Genomic DNA, 25,359 nt, shown 5'->3' with positions numbered 1-25,359 from the left:
TACCGACCAATAAAAATAATGATGCGGACTGTTCAGGAGGAGAGCAAATGGAGTGGTTTTGGCGTCTTTACACGTTTTCGGAAAAAAACTTCTGGAATACCCTCAGCAGAAAATTATGCAGCTTCTTCTTCATCAGCGGCTTTCAGCTTTTGATGGTGGGATATTGCTATTACGCGCTGTCTGATATCCGCGCGACTCTGCGGACGGCCGGGGTGGCGCCGCAGGTGCTGGCCAGCGTGGAGGGAAATATCGACAGCGCGTTGTCCTGGACGCTGGGCTTGTGGCTGGTCAGTTTCGTCTTCATCGCTTTCATGGTGTGGTATCTGCGTTATCTGATCGTGCGGCCGCTTAACATGATCATCCAGATCTTCAATGAAATCGGCGCCGGCGCCGGCGACCTGTCGCGCGAGATTCCCACGGTGACTTACGATGAAATCCGCGATCTATCGCTGTCGTACAACCGTTTCCTGTTGAAGATGCGCGAGATCATCAGCAACGTCCGCCTGATGACGGTGCGCATCGCGATGGACTCGGCGGTGACGCGGCGCAACGTCAGCGAATCGCTGGGCAGCGCGCGCCAGCAAGACGAGCTGGCCAGGCAGGTGAGCCAGGCCAGCGAGCAGAGCACGCGCGGCGTGGAGCAGGTGACCGAGCAGACCGAGGCGATTTCCGCCACCACGGCGGAAAACTTGAAGGTGGCGCAGGAGTCTTGCGAGGAATTGCGGCTGGTGACCGGCAGCATCCACGACATCAGCCGCAAGGTGGGTCATTTCAATCTGACGGTGGGGGATCTCAGCCAGCGTTCGGCCAGCATCAAGACCATCGTCGATCTGATCAAGGACGTGTCGGAGCAGACCAATCTGCTGGCCTTGAACGCGGCGATCGAGGCGGCGCGCGCCGGCGAAAGCGGCCGCGGCTTCGCGGTGGTGGCGGACGAGGTGCGCAAGCTGGCGGAGCGGGTGAAAAAGGCCACCGACGAAATCTCGCACAATATCGACGGCATGCTGGGCCTGGTGGCGGAAACGCAGCAGGAGACGGCGGCGATCACCCAGGATACCAATCAGGCGCGCGACGTGATTTCGCGCGCTTCCGAGCACTTCAGCAAGATGATGGGCGACTTCGAGGCCACCTCGACCAGCCTGAGCCAGATCGCGGCGACCATGCACGATTTCTCCGAGTCCAATCACCAGGTGAACGAGCACGTGGCGGAAATCCACGTGTTGGGGCGGCAGGTGAGCGGCCGCCTGGGCCAGACCGAGAGCGCGGCGGCGGAGTTGACCGCGGCAGCCGAGCAGGTGCAGGAACTGGTGTCGAAGTTCGTGATCGGCGACGGCGTGTTCGATCAGGCGGTGAATCAAGCGCGGGGAGTGCGCGACGAGGTGCAGCAGCTGCTGCAGGCCGAATTGCAGCGCGGGGTGGATCTGTTCGATCAGCGCTACCAGCCCATCGCGGGCACCGCGCCGGTCAAATACCGCACCGTTTACGACGGCAAGCTGGAAAAACTGTTGCAGCCGATGCTGGACAAACTGGTGGGCTTGATTCCGGGAGGCAAGTTCTGCGTGGCGGTGGATGGCAACGGTTACGCGCCCACCCATAACAGCTGGTACAGCCGGCCGCTGAGCGGCGACGCGGCGCGGGACTTGGCCGAAAGCCGCGACAAGCGCATCTTCAACGATCCAGCCGGTTTGCGCGCGGCGCGCAACAATCAACCGTTCCTGCTGCAGACTTACAGCCGCGATACCGGCGAAGTGTTGTCCGAAGTGGTGCTGCCGCTGCAACTGCGCGGGCGGCATTGGGGGGCGCTGCGGGTGGGCTTCGACCCCAACAGCCTGCTGGCTCAAGGCTGAGCCGAGGGTGATGAGGCGGGGAGGCGGAAGCCTCCCTTTTTTTGGGTCGCTTAGAGAGTCAGCGGCGACATCAGCGTGATGACGCCCAGCACCACGAACAATACCGCGGCGATGCCGTGCATCAGTTTTTGCGGCAGCTTCTTGGCGGCCACTTCGCCCAGCAGCACGGCGGGCACGTTGGCTATCATCATGCCCAGCGTGGTGCCGGCCACCACCATCGGCAGCTCGTGGAAGCGGGCGGCCAGCGCGACGGTGGCGATCTGGGTCTTGTCGCCCATTTCGGCCAGGAAAAAGGCGATGACCGTGGTGCCGAATACGCCGAAGCGTTCGCGCAGGCCGCCGTCTTCATCCAGTTTGTCCGGGATCAGCATCCAGACCGCCATCATCACGAAAGAGATGCCCAGGCCCCAGCGCATGAAGTCGGGGCCGATCTTGGTCATCAGCCATTGGCCGACGGCTGCCGCGGCGAAGTGGTTCACCAGCGTGGAGACGAAAATGCCGAGAATGATGGGGATGGGTTTCTTGAAGCGGGACGCGAGCAGCAGGGCCAGCAACTGGGTCTTGTCGCCGATTTCGGCCAAGGCCACCACGCCGGTGGAAATCAGGAATGCTTCCATGGGAACTCCAGGGGCCGCGCGTGCGCCATGACAAACCTGCGCCGCGGCCCCGCGATACGCAAGCATGTCATGGGTCTTGCCAAACGGAAGCTCGTCGCAAGCGCCATGGCCGAAGCCAAGCATGTTGACGCTTGCCGGCGCTGTCGCGCGCCGAGGCTACTCCCCCAGAACGAGCCGGATTGTAGGGGAATTGCCCGGCGTCGGCAAGCTTAGTCGAGCTGAGAGGTGCAGCAAGGACAGCGGGTGGCCTTGTCCGGGATGGACGATAGGCAGTAGCGGCATTCCTTGGTGGCGGGCGCAGCGGGCGCCGGAGCGGCTTCCTCGCGCTTGAGGCGGTTGATGGCCTTGACCAGCATGAAGATGGCGAAGGCGACGATGGTGAAGCTGACCAGCGCGTTGATGAACAGTCCCAGGTTCAGCGTGGTGGCGCCGGCCTGCTTGGCGGCGGCAACCGATACATAGGGGCCGGCTTGCTTGGCGCCGTCTTTCAGCACGAAGAACAGGTTGGAAAAATCGACATTGCCGATCAGCAAGCCGATCGGCGGCATGATGATGTCGTCGACCAGCGATTTGACGATGGAGCCGAAAGCGCCGCCGATGACCACGCCGACCGCCAGGTCGATGACATTGCCTTTGACGGCGAATTCCTTGAATTCTTTCAGAACGGACATGCAACCTCCTTTTTTGATTTAAATAATTTTAACTGTTTTGTTGTTTTGTGAAAACTCAGGCCGCTTGATCGGCAGGCTTGCGGTTGTCGGACAACGTGCCTAGCAGCGCGCCTCCCAGGATCAGCAGGATGGCCAGCAGCGCCAGCGGGTTCAACTGGCCCTGGCCGCTGACGGCCAGCAACAGGGTGGACAGCAATGGCGTGACGTAGGAAAGCGAGCCGATCTGGCGCGGGTCGCCATGCTTCAGCGCGCGCTCCCACAGGAAAAAGGCGCCGCCCATCGGGCCTAGTCCCAGCAGCAGCAAGGTGGCCCATTGCAGGGCGCTGGGCTGGGCCGCGGGCTCGAACAGCGCATGGCACAGCAGCGACAATAGGCCGGAAATCAGGCAGAAGCCGCCGACGGCGCTGCCGGGAAAGTCGGGGAGCCTGCCCAGCGCCAGGCTGAAGGTCGACCATACGATCGCGGCGGCCATGGCCAGCAGGTAGCCGGGTAAGTATTGTTGGGACAAGCTCAGAGAGCCGCCGCTGACGATGAGCGCCGCGCCGGCGAAGCCCAGCGCGCCGCCGATCAGGTGGCGGGCGCCCAGGCGCGAGCCGGGGCGGAACAGCGGCGTCAGCATCACGATCAGCAGCGGCCACAGGTAATTGAGCAGGTTGGCCTCCAGCGCGGGGGCCATGCGGAAGGCGAAGAACAGCAGGAAGTGGTAGCCGAACAGGCCGTAGACGCCGACCAGCAGGGTGGGGATCGGCACGCGCCACTCGCGGATGCGGGGCAGCGCCAGTAGGCTGCCTACGGTCAGGCTGACGCCGACCACGAAGAAGGGCGGCAACGAGCGGGTCAGCGCGCCCAGGGTGGCGAGCGAGGCCCAGAGCGCGATGGCTCCGGCGGCGAGCAGGGTGGGTTTGCTGGGCATGGCGTCTCCAAGGATGGAGATTGATTGTAAGTGGGAAACGCCAAACGAAAAAGCCGCAGCGTAGGCTGCGGCTTCTCGTGCAATCTGGCTCCCCGAGCAGGGCTCGAACCTGCGACCTGCGGATTAACAGTCCGTCGCTCTACCGACTGAGCTATCAGGGAACAAAACTTTGAAATCGGGCGGCGTGTGGCTCCCCGAGCAGGGCTCGAACCTGCGACCTGCGGATTAACAGTCCGTCGCTCTACCGACTGAGCTATCAGGGAACACGCGTCTCAAATTGTCCAACCTTAGGATGGGTTGGCTCCCCGAGCAGGGCTCGAACCTGCGACCTGCGGATTAACAGTCCGTCGCTCTACCGACTGAGCTATCAGGGAATTGAGAGGGCGAACTATATACGCGGCAGTCAGGCGTGTCAACGGTTTTCGCGGCGACAGGGGCGATTTTCTTTGGGGTTTTGGGTGGGGAGCGGGTAGGCTCTTGTTATGGAATGAAATTTTCCGCTCCCCGGCATTGGCATGGTTTGCGCTGCTGGCGACGGCGCATCGCTTGGCGTTAAGATCGCGGATGGAAATAACGATTCAAAGGATGGGAAGCATGGACGCGTTCTGGAATGAATGGCTGGGACAGAAGGGCCTGGCGAGCGACGGCGAGTTGCCGCTTGGCGAGCGATTGAGCCAGGTCGAGGCTTTGCTGCGGCAGTCGGTGTTGGCGCCGTTGGCGAATTTCGCCGTGATAAAAGCGGAAGGCGAAGACGCCGCTGCCTTTTTGCAAAGCCAATTGTCCAGCGATATTCGCGAGCTGGTAGAAGGCCGGGCGCAGTACAGCACTTACTCCAGCGCGAAAGGCCGCATGCTGGCGAGTTTTATGATTTGGCAGCATCAAGGCGCCTATTATCTGATGGTGGCGGCGGATATTGCGGCTGCGATAGTCAAACGCCTGACCATGTTCGTGCTGCGCTCCAAGGTGAAGATATCGCTGGCGGACGAATGGTCTTTGCTGGGAATGTCGGGGCCGCAGGCGGTTGAAACTTTGCGCAAATATTTCCCGGGCGTGGCTGGATTGGAGAGCTTGCAAACACTGAGCGCCGATGGCGCGGTGCTGCTGGCCCTGCCGGAGGGGGGCTTTATGTTGGCGTTGGGCGAAAATGCGTCGCTGCGGCAGGATATTGCCGCAGCCGAGCTGCGCCCGCTTGCGCCTGAGATCTGGGCGCTGCGCGATATCAATGCAGGCATTGCCTGGGTGTCGCAAGCCACTCAGGAACAGTTTGTTCCCCAAATGGCCAATATGGAATTGATCGGCGCGGTAAATTTCAAGAAGGGATGCTATCCGGGCCAGGAAATCGTCGCGCGCAGCCAGTATCTGGGCAAGATGAAGCGCAGGATGTTCTTGGTGGAGTTCTCGCAAGCGCTGGCTGTCGGCTCCAAGCTATATAGCCCGCAATTGCCGGATCAGAGTATTGGCATGCTGGCTGCGTCGTGCCAGGTGGCTGAAGACCGTTATCGCGGCCTGGCAGTGGTGCAATCGCAGACCTGGTCGTCTGGAATATTCGGCGATGAAGCGGGAACTATTGCGCTGACGGCTTTGGAATTGCCATATGCGCTGGAATCCGTAACAGAATAAGGGGTAATGCGTTTTCTTTTTAATTCTTGACTTGTCCCAATTGCATTGGCTACATTACATCCTGTAATCGGTAAACCAATAATCAAGGAACATGTTATGGATCTGTCCAAGCTGGAATTCACCGAACTGGTCACGCTGAAAGCTGACGTTGAAAACGAAATCAAGCGCCGTGAAGTTGAAGAAAAATCCAAAGCCAAGAAGCAGATTATCGAACTGGCCCGCGCTTACGGTTTGAGCGTTGAAGACGTATTGAGCAAGACCGTCGCCGTGCGCAAGCCGGTGGAGGCCAAGTATCGTCACCCGTCCAACAACGAGTTGACCTGGACCGGCCGCGGCCGCAAGCCGGCATGGGTTCAAGCCTGGATCGACAGCGGCAAGTCGCTGGAACAACTGGCTATCTGAACTTAGTCATTCGCATTACAAAAAGCGCCGCCATGGCGCTTTTTTTTCGGGTGCGCCAAGCGGCCTGCGATAGCGTTTTACGCTTGCTATAAATACTTGTAGCATTGCTCAGGGCAGTGCTGCGACGCGGCACCGGGTTTTGAACGAGACTGGACAAGCGCATGCTGGATTTCTTTTCAAGGGGGTCCAAGGGCAAGCCGGATCCCTTGGCCAATGCGGCGGCGGCCAAGGCTTATGTCGATGCTTTGCGCATGGAGTTTGGCGCGTCCGCGCACGATAAGGTGGCCGAACTGCTGGGCGGCCTGAATTCGCCTTCGCTGGAACTTTCCGCCGACCTGCTGGAGGCAGTGCTGACCCTGAATCTGGAGACGCAGGCGCTGCATGATACCTTGTGCGTCCAATACCTGATGAACACCCGGATGCCCAAGGTGCTGGAAAGCCAGTTGCGCGGGCAGATCCTTAATTATGGCAAGCAGTTTACCGATTTTTATCAATATGCATTGCCGGCCTCAGCAGATAATCCCAATGGACTGAAAATACGCAGCCATCTGCCGTTGGTGCTGGCTCGCATGCTGCATTACCTCACCGAATATGCCAGATGGCAATATATTCGCAACTTTCAGCCGGACGAAGTTTTCTGGATGAATGCCAATCAGCTTTATCGTTTTGCCGAGCAGCGCGGTTTCGACTCCCAGCCGGTATTCCTGTTCGGCGAGAAATCCGCCGCCACTACCGTCCAGGACCTATACCTGGCGTTGCAAATGTTGTCGGTGCTGTGCACCGGCAACCTCAGCGTCCGGCAAATCAACTTCTCTTATGAGTTGCTGTCGCTGCTCAGCAACCGGATGACGATGACCAAGGCCTATTTTGCCGAGGCCAGCTTCTCTGTCACCTTGACCGATCCCAAACCCGCCGCGAGGGCGCGGAGCGCGGGGGGAGGGGAGCAGACCCGCTATTGGAATACCGCGGATATGGTGGAGATCCTGCACGGCTGGGCGATCGTAATGGAGGGCGGGCGCATTCCGCCGGAGTTGAAGCGCCTGGTGGAGCCGGGCATAGACGCCGGGCTGCTGCGGGTGCTGACGCGGGAATGGGCGGCCAAGCCGGTGGTGTTCGAGCGGGCGGAGCGGGTGGCGGTCAGCAACCGCCATGTCGAGGTCGCGCACCGGCTGACCATATTGCACAAGCTGATCCGCAAGCCGGACGAAGAGTCGATGCAGCAGCATCGCGGCGTCGACAGCGACAGCTACGACGATGCGGCCAATATCCGCATTTACGGCTTCGTCACCAGCCGCAAGCGCGACAAATCGCTGTCGCCGCTGCCGGCCGGCTCGCTGTCGATGGCCGGAGAGACCGCCGAGGCCGGCACGCCGCAGGAATTCCAGAAGTGGGCGCTGGAAAATATCAGCCAGACCGGCTTGGGGGTATCGCTGGATGTGATGGGCAACGAATGGGTGAGCCTGGGCAGCCTGATAGGTTTTCACGAGGCGGATGGCGAGTCCTGGAATCTCGGCATCATCCGGCGCGTCAAGCGCACCAGCCGCGAGCGCATCTACCTGGGCATAGAAACGCTGAGCACCCGGCCGCTGGCGGCATCGCTGCGGCCGACCGACGCCAGATTGATCGACCCCACTCTGCCGCCCGACCAGGTGTGGCTGGCCGGCCATATCAGCCTGTTCATGCCTTACCGCCGCAGCGGCAAGCTGGTGAACGCGCTGATCCTGCCCTTGTCGCTGTACATGCTTGGCAAGCAGTTCTACATGAGCGCGCGCGGCAAGCATTTCCAGATCGCGCTCGGCAAGGTGCTGGAAAAAGGCAGTGACTGGTGCATGGTGGAGGTGGAGCTGGTGAAGACGCTGGACAAGTTGCCGGTGGTGCTGTGAGGCCGCCGCCGGCATGAAAAAAGCCGACCCCGGGGTCGGCTTTTTGTTGGCTGGCGTTGCTTATTCGCCGGTCAGATCGTTCAGAACCGCGTAGATCGGCGACAGCAGGGCTTCGCCCAGGCGCAGGCTGCGCTGGCCGTTCCAGCCGAAGTCGTCGTCCGGCAGGTTGTTGTTGTCCTTGAACGGCATTTCCAGCGTGAAAGCCAGGCAGCCGAACTGTTCGCACACCCAGTTGGTGGCGATGCCCATATTGGCTTTGCCGGCCTCGTTGCGCGGGTAGCCGTGTTCGGTCTGGTAATCCGGGCTGGCCAGCAGCAGGTGGTGGCGGAAGTTGTCGGCCAGCGCCTCCAGCTTTTCGCTCCAGGACGGCACGCCTTCGGTGCCGGCCAGGAAAACGTAGGGGAGGTTTTCGTCGCCGTGGATGTCCAGGAACAGGTCGACGCCGGTTTCCAGCATCTTTTCCCGCACCAGCAGCACTTCCGGGCTGCGCTCCAGGCTGGGTTCCGACCATTCGCGGTTGAGGTTGGCGCCGGCGGCGTTGGTGCGCAGATTGCCCAGCACCGAGCCATCGGGGTTCATGTTCGGCACCACGTAGAAGGTGGCGCGATCCAGCAGCGCGCGGCTGGTCGGGTCTTGCGGGTCCAGCAGGCGGTTCAGCAGGCCTTCGACCAGCCATTCCGCCATGGTTTCGCCCGGATGCTGGCGCGCGGTGATCCAGATCTTCAGATCGGATTCGACTTCGTGGCCTATGGTCAGCAGGTTGATGTCGCGTCCCTGCACGGTGGAGCCTAGGTCGGAGACCTGGCACAGGCCGGAGCCCTGCGCCTGGCCGATCAGGTTCAGGTGCTGCTCGTAGGAGTAGGGTTCGAAGTAGGCGTAGTAGATGCTGCCCGATAGCGGGACATGCTCTATCGTCATCACGCCGTCTTCGTAGCGGGTGGGCACCCGGAACCAGTTGATGCGGTCGTAGGAGGCCATCGCCTGGTAATCGACCCAGCCTTGCGGGTACGCGCACTCCCCGGCATTGAGGAAGCGGAAGTTGCAGTGCTGGTAGGCAGCGCCCTGAGCGCGGAAGTAGAACCATTGCGCGAATTCCGCGGCGTTGTCGCGGCGGATGCGCAGTTGGATGTCCTCGGCGGTGTCGGCGGAGACGATTTCGATGCTGCCGGCGTCGAAGTTGCTGCTGATTTTCATGCGTGGAACCCGTAGTGCTTGCTGAATCTCTAGAACCCGGATTGTAAACCTGTCGCGGGGGCTGCGCATCCTTTAATAAAGGAAAAGCCCCACCGGTGCGTGGCGGGGCCTGGATGGCGGCGGCGGGCGCTTAAACGGTGGCGCCGCGCTTGGCCGAGTTCTTCACCGCGTCGGCGGTGGCGCTGGTGGCGGCCTTGACGCTGCTGTCGGTGAATTCTGCAACTTGCTGGGCGGCCTTGCTGAAGGTGTTGACGGCGGCGGCGGCGGCGGCGAACGAGGTTTTCACCGCGTTCAGCGTGGCGTCGGAGCCGGCCGGGGCGTTCTTGGCCACCGATTCGATCGAGCTGATCAGCGATTTGTTGAAATGGCCGACGCTTTCCTCAACCAGCTTGCTCAGCTCGCTTTGCGCGCCGGAAACCACTTCGTACAGATTGCGGGAATGGCTGACCGCCTTGTCGATGGATTGGGTGGCCAGTTTGTTCAGGTGATTGACCGCTTCTTGCGGATCCTTCAGCTCGGTCAGCTGCTTGGCGGCCTTGGTGTTGTCTTCCAGCGATTGCTTGGACGCGTCCAGCTGCAGTTTGACCAGGCGCTCGGCGCTGTCCAGCGCGATTTGCGCGAAGCGCAGCGTGGATTCGAAGCCAGCGAGGGAAAGTTTGTTCAGCTGTTCATTGTTGTAGGACATGGTGTAAAACCTCCATTGCGTGGAAAATGGGGCCAACGATTTCCGTAAAGATGATTGTGCGCCGCACAATGACGTGGAAATGTAGCACGCCGCGTCTGGAGGTGGTAGAAGATTTACTCTAGTCTGTTGTATTTATGTTAGATTGCCAGCGCACAACGCCACGACAATAACCAGGAGCGTTAAATGAGTGTTGAGAAACGGGTCATCAAGAAGTACCCGAACCGCCGTCTGTACGATACCGCCACCAGTTCCTACATTACGCTGGGAGACGTAAAGCAGCTGGTATTGGACAATGTCGACATCCAGGTGCAGGACGCCAAGACCCAGGAGGACATCACCCGCGGCGTGCTGCTGCAGATCATTCTGGAAGAGGAAAACGGCGGCATGCCGATGTTCAGCTACGAAGTGCTGACCCAGTTCATCCGTTATTACGGCCAGGCGATGCAGGGCATGATGGGGCCTTTCCTGGAGAAAAACCTGCAGCTTTTCTCGCAACTGCAGCAAAAAATGCAGGAACAGACGCGCGCGATGTATGGCGACAACGCCATGCTCAACACCACGCTGTGGAGCGAGTTCATGAATCTGCAGGGGCCGGCCATCCAGAACATGATGGCTAACTACATGGAGCAGAGCACCGGCATGTTCCTGGAAATGCAGAACCGCATGCAGGAGCAGACCAAGCAGCTGTTCGGCGGCTTCGGTTTCCCCGGCTACCCGGGCGTGGAGCCCAAGGACAAGCCCTGAGCCGCAGCTTGGCGGCGCGCGGCACCGATACCGGCCGGAGGCGGATGCGTCTCCGGCTTTGTCGTTTGACGACGGAGCAACGATGAGCCAGGAAGGCGGACAGCGCTTGCGGCAGGCCCAGCGCCGGCATCTGGCCGGCGAAACCGCTGGCGCCGAGGCGGATTACCGCGCCTTGCTGGCGGATGCGGCGATCGGCGTCGCTGCGCGGCATTGGCTGGGTTTTCTATTGCTGCAGCAAGGCCGCCTGGAAGAGGCGCGGCGGGAGCTGGCGCAGGCGGTGGCAATGGATGGCGGCCATGCCGAGTGGCATTTCAACCTGGGGCTGGCCTGCGCCCGGCTGGGACGCCGCGACGAGGCCATCGCGGCGTTGAGGGCGGCGGTGGCCGGGGATGGCGGCCGTTACGCTTATTGGACGAATCTGGCGGCGCTGCTGGACGAGGCAGGGGACGACGCAGAGGCCGAACACGCCTGCCGGCGCGCCATCGCGCTGGAACCAGGCAGCCCGGACGCGCATCACCTGTTGACCGCGCTGCTGCTGCGGCAGGGCCGCTTCGACGAGGCCAGGCGCAGCAATGCCGAAGGCGTGCTGGCCGAGCCGCCGGGCAAGATGGCGCCGATCGCGGTGGGACAGGCGCTGTGCGAACTGGGCCGGCGCGACGAGGCGCAGGCGCTGGCGGAGAGCTGGCTGCGGCAGCAGCCCGGCCATCCGGTGGCGCTGCACATGCTGGCCGCTTTCGGCAAGGGCGAGCCGCCCCTGGTCTGCGACGGCGCCTATGTGGGCCGGGCTTTCGACGCCGCTGCGGCCGATTTCGAAGCGGCGCTGGCGCGGCTGCGCTACCGCGGGCCGCAATGGCTGGCCGATTGCCTGGCAGGCCAGGGCATCGCGCCGCGCTCGCTGTCCGCGCTGGACCTGGGCTGCGGCACCGGCCTAGCCGGCGCGGCGCTGCGGCCTTACGCCAGCCGGCTGGATGGCGTCGACCTGAGCGCCGGCATGCTGGCGCAGGCGCGCGGCAAGGCGCTGTACGACGCGCTGTCGCAGGCTGACTTATTGGACTTTCTGCGTGACGGCGGCGACTGCCGTTATCAGCTGATCGCCTGCATGGACACCCTGACTTACCTCGGCGAGCTGGCGCCGCTGTTTGGCCTGCTGCGCCGACGGCAGGCGCCGGGCGGGCTGCTGCTGTTCTGCACCGAAAGGCTGGACGATGGCGACGACGCCGATTACCGGCTGCATCACAGCGGCCGCTACCGCCATCACGCCCGCTATCTGGAGCGTCTGCTGGCGGACGGCTGGCGGGTGCTGGCGCGGGAGCGGCTGCCGGTGCGCGACGAGGGCGGTTGTCCGGTGGCCGGCGAATTCATTTGCGCGCAACGCGTGGACAGCGTGGGCGAGCCGGGCGCCTAGGGTTGTAGTTTTAAAAAATACAAATATATGCGGCGGCTATTTGTAATTAATTGTGATTGAAGCGCCGCCAGAGTTTGGTTATTGATATAGCCGCCGCCATGCGCAGGCAGCCGCCATCGCCAGCGCAGGCCTTCCGTCAATCGATGCCAAGGATGACCGCGATGCGCGCCAAGACCACGCTGCCCCTGCTGTTGCTGCTCTCCCTCTCGCCGCTGGCCCATGCGCTGGGCAAGACGCCCGGCACTTACACCCACTACCGCTTCCCGGCGGCCGCGTCGGCCGGGCTGGACGCGGTGGACTTCACCATCACCGTCAAGCGCGATCCGGGCTATTCCGCCAATGTGTACTGGGCCAACCAGTTCGACCTGGTCGGCACTTCCGGCGCCTACACCGGCATGCAAAGCAATGGCGGCGGGGCGCGCACCTTCCTGTTTTCCGCCTGGGACACCACCGACGCCAAGCCAGGCAGCGCCGGCAGCTACTGCACCACCTTCTCCGGCGAAGGCACCGGCCGCAGTTGCCGCATCCATGTGGACTGGAAGCAAGGCCATAGCTACCGCTTCCGCGTCGCTTACGAACCGGGCGGCTGGCTGGGCGTGACCGTTACCGATCAGGCCGACGGCAGCTCGTTCAAGCTAGGCAGCATCAAGACCGCCGCCAGCAAGATCTCGCCGCGCAATATGGTGAACTGGACCGAGTATTTCGAGTGGAACAACAGCCGCTCCACCTGCCTGGGCCAGCCCTACAGCCTGGCCGCCTTCGCCGCGCCGGTCGGCAGCGCGGGTGGCAAGACGATGACGGCCGCCATCAGCGGCAGCTCGGTCAGCGATGCCTGCCCGGCGTATTCCAAAGTCACGGTCTACAGCCAATCCAGCGAGCAGGAAAACGGCATCGGCAACAGCGCGCGCGCGCCCATCGCCAACGCCGGCCAGTGCCTGGACGCCAAGGGCGGCCTGGGCGACGGCGTCGCGGCGATCACCTACGCCTGCAACGGCGGCGCCAACCAGTCCTGGGTGCATGCGGCCGACCAGTCGCTGCAGCTGCAAAACAATTATTGCTTGGAAGAAACCGGCAGCGGGGTGGAGGTGCGCAGCTGCAGCGGCAAGTCGCGCTGGGCGCTGGCGGCCGGCCATGTCCGCAGCCTGCGCTCCGGCTTGTGCCTGAGCGCCAATCGACCGGGGCAGCCGGTCAGCCTGCTGCAATGCGGCGGCCCGGGACAGCAGTGGTCGCTGCCGGCGGCTGCCGCGCATTAGACCGCGGCGGGCCTGAGCGAAACGGCGCGCGATGGGCGCGCCGTTTTTCATTCTGCATGGACTTTGACCTGGCAACCCTTTCATTGGCATGGTTGCGGGTATAATGGCCGCCACCGTTTATGACGAAGCCATTTCAACGCCATGTCCCATCCGCCACAGACGATAGCCGGAATCGCTTCCTGCGATCTGCTTTGCTGCCCACCGTCGTTCAGTCTGCGCGAAGCCGCCGCCCGCATGGTGGCCGCCGGCTGCAGCTCCATCCTGGTTCGCGATGACGACGGCGCCATCCACGGCATCTGGACCGAGGCCGACGCGCTGCGGACGGCGCTGACGCCAGCGGACGCCGACGCGCCGGTGTCGCGGGCGGTGGGCGAGCCGCCGGCCACGCTGCCGCACGACATGCCGCTGCCGGACGCGGTGGCGGTCTTCCGCAGCCGCCAGCTGCGCCACGCGCTGGTGTTGGAGCATGGCCGGCCGCTGGGCATGCTGACGCTGACCGATATCGTCCGCAACCAGGGCGTGGAGTCCTTCCTCATCGTCAAGCGCGTCAGCGACTTGCCGGGGCCGCCGGCGGTGGTGCTGGCCGGGAGCCAGGCGCCGGCCGAGGCGCTGCGGGTGATGCGGGAGCAGGCGCTCAGCGCCCTGGCGGTGGCCTTGCCGCAGGGCGGCTTCGGCATCCTCACCCAGCGCGACGCGCTGCGCTGGCTGGCGCTGGGCGGGTTCCCGGCCACGCTGGCCGAGGGCTGCCGCCAGCCCTTGATAGGCGTGCCGCGCCATGCCAGCCTGCTGCAGGCGCGGCAGCTGATCCAGCAGCACGACATCCGCCACTTGGCGGTGTTCGGCGACGATGGCGCGCCGTTGCGGCTGCTGGGTTTCGACGACATCGTGCGCGGAATCGAGCACGAATACCAGCATGAGCTGAACGCGGCGCTGCGCCAGCGCGACGAGGCGCTGCAGCAGTCGCGCCACAGCCTGCTGCTGGCCGACAAGGTGTTCGAATCGACGATGGAGGGCATCGTCATCACCGACCGCAACGGCCTGATCCAGTCGGTGAATCCGGCTTTTTCCCGCATCACCGGCTATAGCCGCGAAGAAGCGCTGGGGCAGACGCCGGCGATGCTCAAATCCGGCAAGCAGCCGCCGGAGTTCTACCAGCAGCTGTGGCGCAGCCTGCTGCGCGACGGCCGCTGGCAGGGCGAGGTGGTGAACCGGCGCAAAGGCGGCTTGCTGTACACCGAACACCTGAGCATCACCGCGATACGGGACGCCGCCGGCGAATGCCTGCATTACGTGGCGGTGTTCTCCGACATCACCCAACGCAAGCAGGCGGAGGAAAGGCTGCACTTTCTGGCCAACCACGACGCGCTGACCAGCCTGCCCAACCGCACGCTGTTCCTGGAAAAACTGCAGGGCGCGGTGGCGCGCGCCGCCGCCGACCGCCGCGGCCTGGCGCTGCTGTTCATCGACCTGGACCGCTTCAAGCTGGTCAACGATACCCTGGGCCACCACGCCGGCGACCAGTTGCTGATCCGCATCGCGCGCCAGCTGCAGGCGCGGCTGCAGCCGACGGAAACCGTGGCCAGACTGTCCGGCGACGAATTCACCGTGCTGCTGGAAGGTGTTGACGGCGTGGCGCAGGTGGCAGGCCGGGCGCAGGCGCTGCTGGACGCCATCACCGAATTGTCCGGCGCCGCCGGCCAGCAAGTGTTCGTCTCCGCCAGCATGGGCATCAGCATGTTCCCGGACGACGGCCGCGAGGCCGACACCCTGCTGGTGCATGCCGATACCGCGATGTACCGCGCCAAGGAGAGCGGCAAGAACGGTTTCCAGTTCTACACCGCCGACATGAACGCCCGCGCGCTGGAGCGGCTGAAGCTGGAATACAGCCTGCACCGCGCGCTGGCGCAGCGCGAGCTGGAGTTGTGGTATCAACCCAAGGTGGCGCTGGACAGCCGGCGCATCATCGGCGCCGAGGCGCTGCTGCGCTGGCGCCACCCCGAGCTGGGCCTGGTGGCGCCGGACCGCTTCATTCCCATCGCCGAAGAGAGCGCGCTGATCGTGCAGATGGGCGCCTGGGTGTTGGACGCCGCCTGCGCCGACATCCGCCGCTGGCGCGACGCCGGGCTGGACGCCGGACGGCTGGCGGTCAACGTGTCCGGCCGCCAGCTCAAGCATGGCGATTTCGTGCGGCAACTGGAGCAGGTGCTGGCGGAGTACGGGCTGGACAGCGCGGCGCTGGAGCTGGAAATCACCGAGAGCGTGGCGATGGAGGAGGGTGGCGGCATGGTGGAGACGCTGCGCCGGCTGCAGCGGCTGGGGGTGTATCTGTCGATAGACGACTTCGGCACCGGCTATTCCTCGCTGGCCTATCTGAAGCGGCTGCCGGTGCGTGGCCTGAAGATAGACCGCTCCTTCATCGCCGATTTGCACTGCGACAGCGATGATGCCGCCATCACCCGCGCCATCGTCTCCATCGCCCGCAGCCTGGGCCTGGATATCGTCGCGGAGGGCGTGGAGCGCGAATCGCAGCGCCGTTTCCTGCTGGAGCAGGGCTGCAACTGCGCGCAGGGCTATCTGTTCAGCCAGCCGGTGCCGCGCGAGGCGTTCGAGGCCTTGCTGGCGGCGCAGGCGCGGCCGCGCGCGCCTGCGTTGCTGCAGAAATGAAAAAAACCGGCATCGCGAGATGCCGGTTTTTGCAAGACGCGGACGGGAATCAGCTGCCGATCTTGTCCTTGCCCATGAAGGGGCGCAGCACGGTCGGCACGGTGACGCTGCCGTCGGCGTTCTGGTAGTTTTCCAGCACCGCCACCAGGGTGCGGCCCACCGCCAGGCCGGAGCCGTTCAGCGTGTGCACCAGCTGGTTCTTGCCGTTTTCGTCCTTGTAGCGCGCCTTCATCCGGCGGGCCTGGAAGTCGGTCATGTTCGAGCAGCTGGAGATTTCGCGGTAGGTGTTCTGCGCCGGCAGCCAGACTTCCAGATCATAGGTTTTGGCGGCGCCGAAACCCATGTCGCCGCTGCACAGCGTCACCACGCGGTAGGGCAGCTCCAGCGCCTTCAGGATGTTTTCGGCGTGGCCCACCATTTCTTCCAGCGCGGCGTACGAGTGTTCCGGCTTCTCCACGCGCACCATCTCCACCTTGTCGAACTGGTGCTGGCGGATCATGCCGCGGGTGTCGCGGCCGTAGCTGCCGGCCTCGGAACGGAAACACGGCGAGTGCGCGGTCATCTTCAGCGGCAGCTCGTCTTCCTTCAGGATGGTGTCGGCGACGGTGTTGGTCAGCGTCACTTCCGAAGTGGAGATCAGGTATTGCGGCGCGGCGCTTTCATCGCCGCCGCGAGTCACCTTGAACATGTCGTCGGCGAATTTCGGCAGCTGGCCGGTGCCCAAGAGCGCGGTGTCGTTGACGATGTAAGGGGTGTAGTGCTCGACGTAGCCGTGGCTGCCGGTGTGGGTGTTCAGCATGAACTGGGCGATGGCGCGGTGCAGGCGGGCGATGTCGCCCTTCAGCACGGTGAAGCGCGCGCCGGACAGCTTGGCGCCAGTGTCGAAATCCAGGCCCAGCGGGGCGCCGACATCGACGTGGTCCTTCACTTCGAAGTCGTACTGGCGCGGCACGCCGACGCGGCGCACTTCCACGTTCTGGCTGTCGTCCTTGCCGGCCGGCACCGATTCGTGCGGCAGGTTGGGGATGGTCATCAGCCAGCCGTCCAGTTGCTTCTGCACGGTTTCAAAAGCCTGTTCGGCCGCCTTCAGCTCGTCGCCCAGGGTGGCGACCTCCGCCATGATCGCGGAGACATCCTCGCCCTTGCTCTTGGCCGCGCCGATCTGCTTGGAAGACGCGTTGCGCTTGGCCTGCAGCTCCTGCATGCGGGACTGCAGCGATTTGCGGTCGGATTCCAGCTGATTGAAAGCCACGGTGTCCAGGGCGTAGCCGCGCGCGGCCAGACGGGCGGCTACGGCGTCGATGTCGTTGCGAAGCAGAGTAATGTCGAGCATGGTTATTCCTGTTTTTTACTTGTCGGGATCTTGCTGGGCGTCGGCATCCAGCCGGCGCAAAAAGGCCAGTTTATCCTGAATCTTGCTTTCCAGTCCGCGCGGCACCGGGCGGTACCAGCGGATGTCCTCCATCCCTTCGGGCAGGTAAGTTTCGCCGGCGGCGTAGGCATGGGGTTCATCATGGGCGTAACGGTAGGCGTGCCCGTAACCCAGCTCCTTCATCAAGCGAGTGGGGGCATTGCGCAAGTGTACCGGCACCGGGCGCGATTTGTCCTGTTTGACGAAGGCGCGGGCCTCATTATACGCGTTGTATCCGGCATTGCTCTTGGCGGCCACCGCCAGATAGATCACCGCTTGTCCCAGCGCAAGCTCGCCTTCCGGGCTGCCCAGCCTCTCGTAGGTGGCGGCGGCGTCGTTGGCGATCTGCATCGCGCGCGGATCGGCCAGGCCGATGTCCTCCCAGGCCATGCGCACGATGCGGCGCGCCAGGTAGCGCGCGTCGGCGCCGCCGTCCAGCATGCGGCTGAGCCAGTACAGCGCCGCATCCGGATTGGAGCCGCGCACCGATTTGTGCAGCGCCGAGATCTGGTCGTAGAAGGCGTCGCCGCCCTTGTCGAAGCGGCGCGCGTTCAGCGTCAGCACTTCCTCCAGGAAGGCGGCGTCGATGTCGGCCGCGCCGCGCGCCTGCGCCGCGGTGCGGGTTTGCTCCAGCAGGTTCAGGAAGCGGCGCGCGTCGCCGTCGGCATAGCCGGTCAGTGTGGAAACCGCGGCATCGTCGAAATTCAGCCCGTCCAGCGCGTGTTCGTGCCGGGCGCGCGCCAGCAGCTGCTTCAGCTCGTCCTCGCTCAGGCTGTTCAGCACATACACCTGGGCGCGTGACAGCAGCGCGGAGTTCACCTCGAACGACGGGTTCTCGGTGGTGGCGCCGATGAAGGTGACCAGGCCCGATTCGACAAAGGGCAGAAACGCGTCCTGCTGGCTTTTGTTGAAGCGGTGCACCTCGTCGACGAACAGAATGGTGTGGCGGCCGTCGCGCTGCAGCACCGCGTGCGCGCGCTCCACCGCCTCGCGGATGTCCTTGACGCCGGCGAAAACGGCGGAGAGCGGGATGAACTCGGCATCGAAGCTGGCGGCGAGTATGCGCGCCAGCGTGGTTTTGCCGACGCCTGGCGGCCCCCACAGAATCATCGAATGCGGCTTGCCGGCCGCCACCGCCAGGCTCAGCGGCTTGCCCGGCCCGATCAGGTGCTGCTGGCCGATGACATCGTCCAGCCGCGCGGGGCGCAGCGCTTCGGCGAGCGGCTTCTGGGGTTCGGCGGCGAACAGGTCGGGCATGGCGGGCTTCGGGCGGGATATTGCGGAGCAACAGTATAACAGTTGGCGGCAGGCATGAAAAAAGCGCCAGCCAGGCGTTTTGGGCGTGCATGCTTGCGGGATGGCGGCAGGCTATGGATCTGGGCGATTTGAGCGAAGTATTGTTCCGGAAAAATCGGTAGAATTTGGGAGTGGTTTTTTATCTTTAAAAATCAGTGGATTGAAAATGGTGTGTTCCCCACGCGAGTGGGGATGAACCGAAGCTGAACCCCTTGTGCCTGCCCTCCTCCTTGTGTTCCCCACGCGAGTGGGGATGAACCGGGATTTAACCAGTTTCTTGGGGTCGGGGTCTGGTGTTCCCCACGCGAGTGGGGATGAACCGCGCGGCACGACGCTCGTTCAGCGTGCCGCAGAGTGTTCCCCACGCGAGTGGGGATGAACCGGACGTCTTAAACATGATGCTGGGATCTTTGGGCGTGTTCCCCACGCGAGTGGGGATGAACCGGTAGTGTCGTGGTTTGAGAGAAAGGCCTCCCAGTGTTCCCCACGCGAGTGGGGATGAACCGGTCCGCGACGACTAACTTTTTGCCGGGGGGGCGTGTTCCCCACGCGAGTGGGGATGAACCGGTCAGGGCGCACATCCAAGGGCAGTACTCGGCGTGTTCCCCACGCGAGTGGGGATGAACCGGCGTGATGATGAACGCCGACTCTCGCCAGAATGTGTTCCCCACGCGAGTGGGGATGAACCGCGGATGCTGGGGCCGGTTACGCTGCTCTTGCCGTGTTCCCCACGCGAGTGGGGATGAACCGGCAACTGAGCCACGCCGACAACCGTGCCGCACGTGTTCCCCACGCGAGTGGGGATGAACCGGTTCATGTACAAAGGGGTCGAATGTAGAGAGAGTGTTCCCCACGCGAGTGGGGATGAACCGTCCTCTGGATTTCAGGCGAATGGGATGCAGGTGTGTTCCCCACGCGAGTGGGGATGAACCGTTCCCGGATGGCCTGAAATGGATTTGCGGCTTGTGTTCCTCACGCGAGTGGGGATGAACCGTTACCTCCGGGCGCGATTTTTGTTTGTGACGAGTGTTCCCCACGCGAGTGGGGATGAACCGCAGTTCCTTCCGGTGAACCACGATGGCGATGTGTGTTCCCCACGCGAGTGGGGATGAACCGTTCCTTTCGCCTACGATCAGCGCGGAGGAGATGTGTTCCCCACGCGAGTGGGGATGAACCGTAGCCGGAGTTCGGCACCGTCGGATCGGCCGTGTGTTCCCCACGCGAGTGGGGATGAACCGGAGCAATCAGCCATGCGCCTCTACCTCTCCGCGTGTTCCCCACGCGAGTGGGGATGAACCGGCGGGATCCGATGTACTGCTGTTCCAGGGCGAGTGTTCCCCACGCGAGTGGGGATGAACCGATAAACCGCGCTTCTGATGATTGCGGTCAGGTGTGTTCCCCACGCGAGTGGGGATGAACCGGTGCCGATGCCGCGCATGCACTTCGCCATCATGTGTTCCCCACGCGAGTGGAGATGAACCGCCGGCGATGTACTGGTTCTGCACGTCGAACCCGTGTTCCCCACGCGAGTGGGGATGAACCGGCCGTGGCGTCGCCGCCGGTTACCACCAGGGCGTGTTCCCCACGCGAGTGGGGATGAACCGGCGAGTGGTTTTCAGGCGAATGGAATGCAGGTGTGTTCCCCACGCGAGTGGGGATGAACCGTGGGGGTCCGGTGTCAGGCCGTAATAGGCGGCGTGTTCCCCACGCGAGTGGGGATGAACCGTGGCTGGTGGGGTTGGGGGGAAACAGGCCACTGTGTTCCCCACGCGCGTGGGGATGACTCGCCTGTATCGAATGCCGGCATGAAAAAAGCGCCCTTGGGGCGCTTTTCGGCATCACGAGCTGAAGAAGGCTTAGGCGCGCTTCTTGAATTCGTTGGTGCGGGTGTCGATTTCGATCTTTTCGCCGGTGTTGACGAAGGCCGGAACCTGTACTTCGAAGGTGGTGCCTACCAGGCGGGCCGGTTTCAGTACCTTGCCCGAGGTGTCGCCGCGCACGGCCGGCTCGGTGTATTCCACTTCGCGGACTACGGTGGTCGGCAGTTCTACGGAGATGGCCTTGCCATCGTAGAAGGTGACCTGGCAGATGTCTTCCATGCCGTCGACGATGAAGTTCAGGGTGTCGCCCAGGTTGTCGGCTTCCACTTCGTACTGGTTGAACTCGGTGTCCATGAACACGTACATCGGGTCGGCGAAGTAGGAGTAGGTGCAGTCCTTGCGGTCCAGAACCACCACGTCGAACTTGTCGTCCGCGCGGTATACGGCTTCGCTGCCGGCGCCGGTCAGCAGGTTCTTCATCTTCATCTTGACGACGGAAGCGTTGCGGCCGGATTTGCTGAATTCAGCCTTTTGCACGACCATCGGGTCGCTGCCTACCATGAATACGTTGCCAGCGCGCAGTTCTTGTGCGGTTTTCATGCTTGTCTAATCCCAAACTCTTGATTGAAGCCGGGAAAGATTCCCGACAAAACGCAGTATTCTAGCCGATATCGGCGATAAAGTGCAGCAGTCTCACGACGAGATCGCCCGGTTGCAGCAGCGCCTGTTGCCAGTTTGTCGCATGTTGCCGCCAGGCGGGCAGGCAGGGCGCGGCGCGGCGCCAGGCCGCGGCGATGTCGCCGCCCTGGTTCCACGCCAGGTTGAGCGCGCGCGCGGCTTGCGCCGCCTCGGCGGGCAGGCCTTGGCAGTAATGGTCGAGAAAAGCCCGCAGCTTGTCGAGGTGGGCGTCGTCGTCCTGCGGGTAGATGTGCCAGGCCAGCGGCCGCGCCGCCCATTGCGCGCGCACCAGGCTGTCCTCGCCGCGCACGAAATTGAAATCGCAGCCCCACAGCAGGCGGTCGTAGTCGTCCTGGCCGCTCAGCGGCAGGATATGGACTGTCAGATTGCCCAGGTTGGCGGGTTCTCCCGGCCGCAACGCCTTGCCGAACACCCGCTCCACATCGGCCTGCACCTTGCCGGCCGGCACCAGGCAGGAGACCGGTTGCGCGCCATCGGCCCAGGCCCGCAGCAGCGCCGTCGCCGCCGGGTTCTCATAGGCGAACAGGCTGACGCGCAGTTCGCCGGCTTGCGGCGGCGGCAGGCCGCGCCGCCGCCAGTAGGCTTGTTGCGCCGCCGGGTCGGCCTGCCAGGCCTCGCGCGCGGCGATGAGGCCGTCTTCGCAGATCAGCCCGCCGCTGGCGGCGTCGAAGCCGGGGAAGAAGAAATGCTTGGTCAGCGGCAGCCTGGGATGGGGCGAGGGCAGCTTGTGATGGCTGAGAGTCCAGTCCTCGGCCGACAGGTATTCCAGGTTGATCCACGCCGGTTTGGCCGGCTTCGCCGCCATCGCTTCTTCAAAGCTGTCCGGCAGCCGGCAGGCGAAGGCCTCTACCACCACGTCGCCGGGGACGACATCGGGGGGGAAGCCGGCCAGCGGCCACTGGCGGATGTCGATGCCGGCCAGCGTCTGTTGCGGCAGCGCCGGGTCCAGCCCCGGGGCGATGCGCGCGAAGCTGGCCAGGTCGTCCACCCACAGCCGCACCGCCAGGCCGCGATCATGCGCCAGCCGGCGCGCCAGCCGCCAGGCGACGCCGATGTCGCCGTAGTTGTCGATGACGGTGCAGAAGATGTCCCAGTGTTGGCGTGTCATGGCTAGGCTAAAGATGAAAACCGCGCGAGCTTATCACGGGCGGCGCGGCAATATCACCGGTTGCGAATTTTTAGCGGCCGGGGGAGTCGATACAAGCGACGATAGATATATAAAGGTATGCCTGTGCGCAAGAAAGCATGGACATGGCTGCTGGCGGCGCTGCCGCTGCCAGCCTGGGCGGGGGTGTTGTTGCAGAATGGCTTGTGGCAGGTGGAGCTGGAGCCGGCCACGCTGGCCATCGCGGCGAAGCCGGCGGGAGCGATGGCGCGGCAACTGTCGCAAGGCGCGGCGCCGCATGCGGTGTCGGCGTTGAGCCAGGATGGCCAAACGGCGCAATGGCAATGGGACGATGGCAAATACAGCTGGCGCGCCAGCTTGCAGGGCCGCGATCTGCAGCTGACGCTGACGGCCCGCGAGGCCGGCAAGGTGGAGCTGTTGCGCCAGCCCGCCGCCGCGATGGGGCATGGTTTGCTGCTGCCGCTGGCCGAGGGCAGTTACATCCCGGCGGGAGACAAACTGTGGCAGGACTTTCTGCCCGGCTTCGCCGGCGACGGCCTCAATACTTCGGAAAATCTCAGCCTGCCGCTGTGGGGCATGGATTATGGCCATCACAGCCTGAGCTGGCTGCTGCTCAACCCGTTCAACAATGCGCTGGCCATCCGCGCCGAAGGCAAGGGGCTGGCCCTGTCGCTTAGCCACGAGTTCAACGCGCTCAATCAGCAGCAGCCGATGACGCTGTTGCTGCACCTGGGCGAAGCCAACCTCCTGTCCGGCGCGCAACGCTACCGGCAATGGCTGGAAGACGAAGGGCGCTACCAGACGCTGGCGGACAAGATCCGGGCGCAGCCCGAAGCTGCGCGGCTGATCGGCGCCAGCCATGTTTACCTGTGGGGCAATAACCTGCTGGATGCCGACGACGTGGCCGACTGGCCCGGCTTTGTGCAGCGGCTGCGCGGCGGCGGCGCGCTGGCGCGCAAGCTGCGCGGCCGTTTCGACGCCGAAGCGCGGCAACTGCTGCAGCAAGTCGGCTCCCGGCCTGACCGTTACCAGAAGAAAACGCTGATCGAGGCCTTCAACCAAGCGCTGACCGCCGAGGCCCGCGCCGGCTGGCTGGGGCCGCAGCCGGACTGGGAAGGCATGGCCGAGCCTTACCGCCGGCTGCGCGGACAGGTGGAGCGCGACTTCGGCCCGGCGCTGGCCGCCGACTCCACGCGCTGGGGCGGCGGGCTGTCGCGCAAAACCGTGGACGCGCTGGCGGCGGCCGGCCTCAAGCGGCTGTGGCTGGGCGCGGACAATTGGGAAGGCGGCCTGTGGCAGCCACAGGCGGTGGCGGCCGGCATCAAGGCGGGCTACCTGATGGCCGCCTACGATTCCTACGAAACCGCGCTGCCGCCCGGTCAGCATGTCGACTGGCTCACCGCCCAGCAAGGCGCGGCAGTCTACCGCGACTGCGGCGTCACGCTGGCCAGCGGCAAGAAGAAAACCGGCTTCCAGCAAGCCGGCTATTACACCAATCCGGACTGCGTGCGCGCCACGCTGCGGCGGCGCGCCGAGGCCCTGCAAACCGCCGCCGGCTTCAACAGCTGGTTCCTGGATGCCTACGCCACCGGCATGGTGTTTGACGACTACAGCGCCGGCCATCGCGGCAGCCAGGCGCAACTGGCCGCCGGCAACGAGCAAAGCATGCGTTGGCTGGCCGACCGCTTCAAGCAGCCGGTAGGCTCGGAAATGGGCAACGCCGCCACCAGCGGCGGCATCGCCTTCGCTCACGGCATGCAGGTGCCGGTGCTGGGCTGGGGCGACGCGGACCTGCAGAAAAACCGGCAGTCGCCGTATTTCCTCGGCCGCTGGTTCCCGGCTGACCAGCCGGAAATCTTCTTCCGCCAGGCGCCGCTGAAGCAACCGTACCGCGACCTCTACTACGCGCCGCAGTACCGGCTGCCGCTATACCAGGCGGTGTTCCACGGCTCCATCATCACCACCAACCACTGGCTGTACGACAACCTGAAGTTTTCCAACGCCTACGCCGACAATCTGCTGGCGCAGTGGCTGTACAACGTGCCGCCGCTGTTCCACCTGTCCGCCGCCAGCCTCAAGGCCAGGCTGCCGCAGCTACAATGCGCCGACCGCGCCTTCCGCCCGGTTCACCTGCAACTGGCGCTGCAGGCGCTGACCGGCTTCGTCTGGCTGAACGCCGAGCGCACGGCGCAGCAAACCCGCTTCGCCGACGGCAGCCGCCTGAGCGCCAACTTCGGCGCGACGGCGGTGGGCGAGGGCGATCAGGCGCTGCCGCCGCAAAGCCTGAGGCTGGAGCTGGCTGGCCAGCCGCCGCGGCTGCTGCGGGTGGCGGATTGCGGCGGGGGCTGATGCGCGGCGATAATGCCGTTGTCGTTTTGCGGGCGCTGTGCCTGCGGTGACCTCCGCCGCGCTGGCCGCAATTTGGGTACGGAATTCTCGGTAGGATTGGGATGCGCTTTTTTGTTTTGAAAAATCAGTGAGTTGAATTTGGTGTGTTCCCCACGGGCGTGGGGATGAACCGTAGGAGGGCGGACATGACAGATCGCAGAATTGGTGTTCCCCACGGGCGTGGGGATGAACCGTTCTTGTACTGGATGTCGAACACCACCCCACGGTGTTCCCCACGGGCGTGGGGATGAACCGTCATCGATCAGTACCTCGAGGAACGATCGTTCGTGTTCCCCACGGGCGTGGGGATGAACCGGATGCGCATCCGCACCGATTCGATTTCACCTAGTGTTCCCCACGGGCGTGGGGATGAACCGCGATGGTCGAGTGGTTGGCTTTAACGGAACGCGTGTTCCCCACGGGCGTGGGGATGAACCGGAGGCCGTGCATTTCGGCAACGTGCTGGAGGGGTGTTCCCCACGGGCGTGGGGATGAACCGCTCATCGAGCGATTCGTTGGTACTGACGCAGCGTGTTCCCCACGGGCGTGGGGATGAACCGCGGGTGCCATTGAGCAGAAATTGCTGGGTCGGGTGTTCCCCACGGGCGTGGGGATGAACCGGCGATGATCCGGACGATGATGACGACGACGGCGTGTTCCCCACGGGCGTGGGGATGAACCGAGTTGCGAATCACCGCCAATTTCCTCCGTTTCGTGTTCC

General features: G+C 63.9%; 18 protein-coding genes, 3 tRNA genes, 2 CRISPR repeat arrays and 1 riboswitch (1 of these 24 running past the window's edge). Of the genes, 9 read left to right on the top strand and 12 right to left on the bottom strand.

The genetic code is table 11. From position 1 onward, the window contains the following. Nucleotides 1-47 precede the first annotated feature (47 nt). Complete coding sequence (locus tag U6115_RS18020) at nucleotides 48-1,847, top strand: methyl-accepting chemotaxis protein (protein ID WP_043575486.1); 1,800 nt, start codon at nucleotides 48-50, stop codon at nucleotides 1,845-1,847. A 50-nt stretch (nucleotides 1,848-1,897) separates the two neighbouring features. Here the strand turns inward: U6115_RS18020 and U6115_RS18015 are convergent, their stop codons facing one another. The 6 genes from U6115_RS18015 to U6115_RS17990 all read right to left on the bottom strand — a co-directional run bounded on the left by U6115_RS18015 (nucleotide 1,898) and on the right by U6115_RS17990 (nucleotide 4,422). Continuing rightward, complete coding sequence (locus tag U6115_RS18015; RefSeq protein ID WP_043575484.1) at nucleotides 1,898-2,464, bottom strand: TMEM165/GDT1 family protein; 567 nt, start codon at nucleotides 2,462-2,464, stop codon at nucleotides 1,898-1,900. A gap of 29 nt (nucleotides 2,465-2,493) precedes the next feature. Beyond that, nucleotides 2,494-2,642: riboswitch (yybP-ykoY riboswitch) on the bottom strand. Nucleotides 2,643-2,673: 31 nt separating this feature from the next. After that, nucleotides 2,674-3,135 carry a large conductance mechanosensitive channel protein MscL gene (gene mscL, locus U6115_RS18010; protein ID WP_043575482.1) on the bottom strand — a complete coding sequence of 154 codons (462 nt, stop codon included), beginning with the start codon at nucleotides 3,133-3,135 and terminating at the stop codon, nucleotides 2,674-2,676. A 55-nt stretch (nucleotides 3,136-3,190) separates the two neighbouring features. Next, the gene (locus tag U6115_RS18005; RefSeq protein WP_043575480.1) at nucleotides 3,191-4,048 is read right to left on the bottom strand and encodes a DMT family transporter; all 858 of its coding nucleotides are present in this window, start codon (nucleotides 4,046-4,048) and stop codon (nucleotides 3,191-3,193) included. A gap of 85 nt (nucleotides 4,049-4,133) precedes the next feature. After that, nucleotides 4,134-4,209 (bottom strand) — tRNA-Asn (locus U6115_RS18000). Nucleotides 4,210-4,235: 26 nt separating this feature from the next. After that, nucleotides 4,236-4,311, bottom strand: a tRNA-Asn gene (locus tag U6115_RS17995). A 35-nt stretch (nucleotides 4,312-4,346) separates the two neighbouring features. Further along, nucleotides 4,347-4,422 (bottom strand) — tRNA-Asn (locus U6115_RS17990). Between the two features lie 220 nt (nucleotides 4,423-4,642). Between U6115_RS17990 and ygfZ the strand changes: the two genes are divergently transcribed. The 3 genes from ygfZ to U6115_RS17975 all read left to right on the top strand — a co-directional run bounded on the left by ygfZ (nucleotide 4,643) and on the right by U6115_RS17975 (nucleotide 7,953). Continuing rightward, nucleotides 4,643-5,668, top strand: coding sequence for a CAF17-like 4Fe-4S cluster assembly/insertion protein YgfZ (gene ygfZ, locus U6115_RS17985; RefSeq protein WP_052258071.1), 1,026 nt, complete (start codon nucleotides 4,643-4,645; stop codon nucleotides 5,666-5,668). A 96-nt stretch (nucleotides 5,669-5,764) separates the two neighbouring features. Beyond that, nucleotides 5,765-6,070 carry an H-NS histone family protein gene (locus U6115_RS17980; protein ID WP_043575478.1) on the top strand — a complete coding sequence of 102 codons (306 nt, stop codon included), beginning with the start codon at nucleotides 5,765-5,767 and terminating at the stop codon, nucleotides 6,068-6,070. Nucleotides 6,071-6,231: 161 nt separating this feature from the next. Further along, nucleotides 6,232-7,953 (top strand): hypothetical protein, encoded by a 1,722-nt coding sequence (locus U6115_RS17975; protein WP_043575477.1) that lies wholly within the window; start codon nucleotides 6,232-6,234, stop codon nucleotides 7,951-7,953. 60 nt (nucleotides 7,954-8,013) lie between these two features. On the opposite strand, the gene U6115_RS17970 is transcribed toward U6115_RS17975, so the two are convergent. Then, entirely contained in the window at nucleotides 8,014-9,147 is a 1,134-nt protein-coding gene (locus U6115_RS17970; RefSeq protein WP_043575475.1) for a M14 family metallopeptidase, read from the bottom strand. A gap of 130 nt (nucleotides 9,148-9,277) precedes the next feature. Next, on the bottom strand, nucleotides 9,278-9,832 hold the full coding sequence (locus U6115_RS17965; RefSeq protein ID WP_043575474.1) for a phasin family protein: 555 nt from the start codon (nucleotides 9,830-9,832) through the stop codon (nucleotides 9,278-9,280). A 183-nt stretch (nucleotides 9,833-10,015) separates the two neighbouring features. On the opposite strand from U6115_RS17965, the gene phaR reads away from it, so the two are divergent. From phaR to U6115_RS17945, 4 genes are all read left to right on the top strand, one after another. Next, nucleotides 10,016-10,576: a polyhydroxyalkanoate synthesis repressor PhaR gene (gene phaR, locus U6115_RS17960; protein WP_043575473.1), complete on the top strand. Its 561-nt coding sequence runs from the start codon at nucleotides 10,016-10,018 to the stop codon at nucleotides 10,574-10,576. Nucleotides 10,577-10,658: 82 nt separating this feature from the next. Further along, a complete protein-coding gene (locus tag U6115_RS17955; RefSeq protein ID WP_052258070.1) occupies nucleotides 10,659-11,981 on the top strand; it encodes a tetratricopeptide repeat protein in 1,323 nt (440 codons plus the stop codon). A 161-nt stretch (nucleotides 11,982-12,142) separates the two neighbouring features. Next, complete coding sequence (locus tag U6115_RS17950) at nucleotides 12,143-13,234, top strand: RICIN domain-containing protein (protein ID WP_181243264.1); 1,092 nt, start codon at nucleotides 12,143-12,145, stop codon at nucleotides 13,232-13,234. A gap of 141 nt (nucleotides 13,235-13,375) precedes the next feature. Further along, complete coding sequence (locus tag U6115_RS17945; RefSeq protein WP_043575472.1) at nucleotides 13,376-15,898, top strand: EAL domain-containing protein; 2,523 nt, start codon at nucleotides 13,376-13,378, stop codon at nucleotides 15,896-15,898. A gap of 49 nt (nucleotides 15,899-15,947) precedes the next feature. Here U6115_RS17945 and serS read toward each other — a convergent pair whose 3' ends face one another. From serS to earP, 4 genes are all read right to left on the bottom strand, one after another. Continuing rightward, nucleotides 15,948-17,231, bottom strand: a complete 1,284-nt coding sequence (serS, locus tag U6115_RS17940; protein WP_043575471.1) for a serine--tRNA ligase — start codon at nucleotides 17,229-17,231, stop codon at nucleotides 15,948-15,950. A 15-nt stretch (nucleotides 17,232-17,246) separates the two neighbouring features. Continuing rightward, nucleotides 17,247-18,566 carry a replication-associated recombination protein A gene (locus U6115_RS17935; RefSeq protein WP_043575470.1) on the bottom strand — a complete coding sequence of 440 codons (1,320 nt, stop codon included), beginning with the start codon at nucleotides 18,564-18,566 and terminating at the stop codon, nucleotides 17,247-17,249. A 210-nt stretch (nucleotides 18,567-18,776) separates the two neighbouring features. After that, a CRISPR array of direct repeats spans nucleotides 18,777-20,392; the repeat unit is 29 nt; unit sequence GTGTTCCCCACGCGAGTGGGGATGAACCG. A gap of 69 nt (nucleotides 20,393-20,461) precedes the next feature. Beyond that, the gene (gene efp, locus U6115_RS17930) at nucleotides 20,462-21,025 is read right to left on the bottom strand and encodes an elongation factor P (RefSeq protein ID WP_031296347.1); all 564 of its coding nucleotides are present in this window, start codon (nucleotides 21,023-21,025) and stop codon (nucleotides 20,462-20,464) included. Between the two features lie 61 nt (nucleotides 21,026-21,086). Beyond that, nucleotides 21,087-22,232: an elongation factor P maturation arginine rhamnosyltransferase EarP gene (gene earP, locus U6115_RS17925; RefSeq protein WP_043575469.1), complete on the bottom strand. Its 1,146-nt coding sequence runs from the start codon at nucleotides 22,230-22,232 to the stop codon at nucleotides 21,087-21,089. A gap of 123 nt (nucleotides 22,233-22,355) precedes the next feature. Here earP and U6115_RS17920 point away from each other — a divergent pair, with 123 nt between their 5' ends. Then, nucleotides 22,356-24,599, top strand: coding sequence for a glycoside hydrolase (locus U6115_RS17920; RefSeq protein ID WP_236686526.1), 2,244 nt, complete (start codon nucleotides 22,356-22,358; stop codon nucleotides 24,597-24,599). Between the two features lie 143 nt (nucleotides 24,600-24,742). After that, a CRISPR array of direct repeats spans nucleotides 24,743-25,359; the repeat unit is 29 nt; unit sequence GTGTTCCCCACGGGCGTGGGGATGAACCG; it runs 327 nt beyond the window's last position.

It is taken from the genome of Chromobacterium subtsugae (genome assembly GCF_035919665.1).
Lineage (GTDB): Bacteria > Pseudomonadota > Gammaproteobacteria > Burkholderiales > Chromobacteriaceae > Chromobacterium > Chromobacterium subtsugae.
The sequence above is the reverse complement of the archived record's forward strand: the minus strand, read 5'-3'. Positions and strand labels throughout refer to the sequence as shown.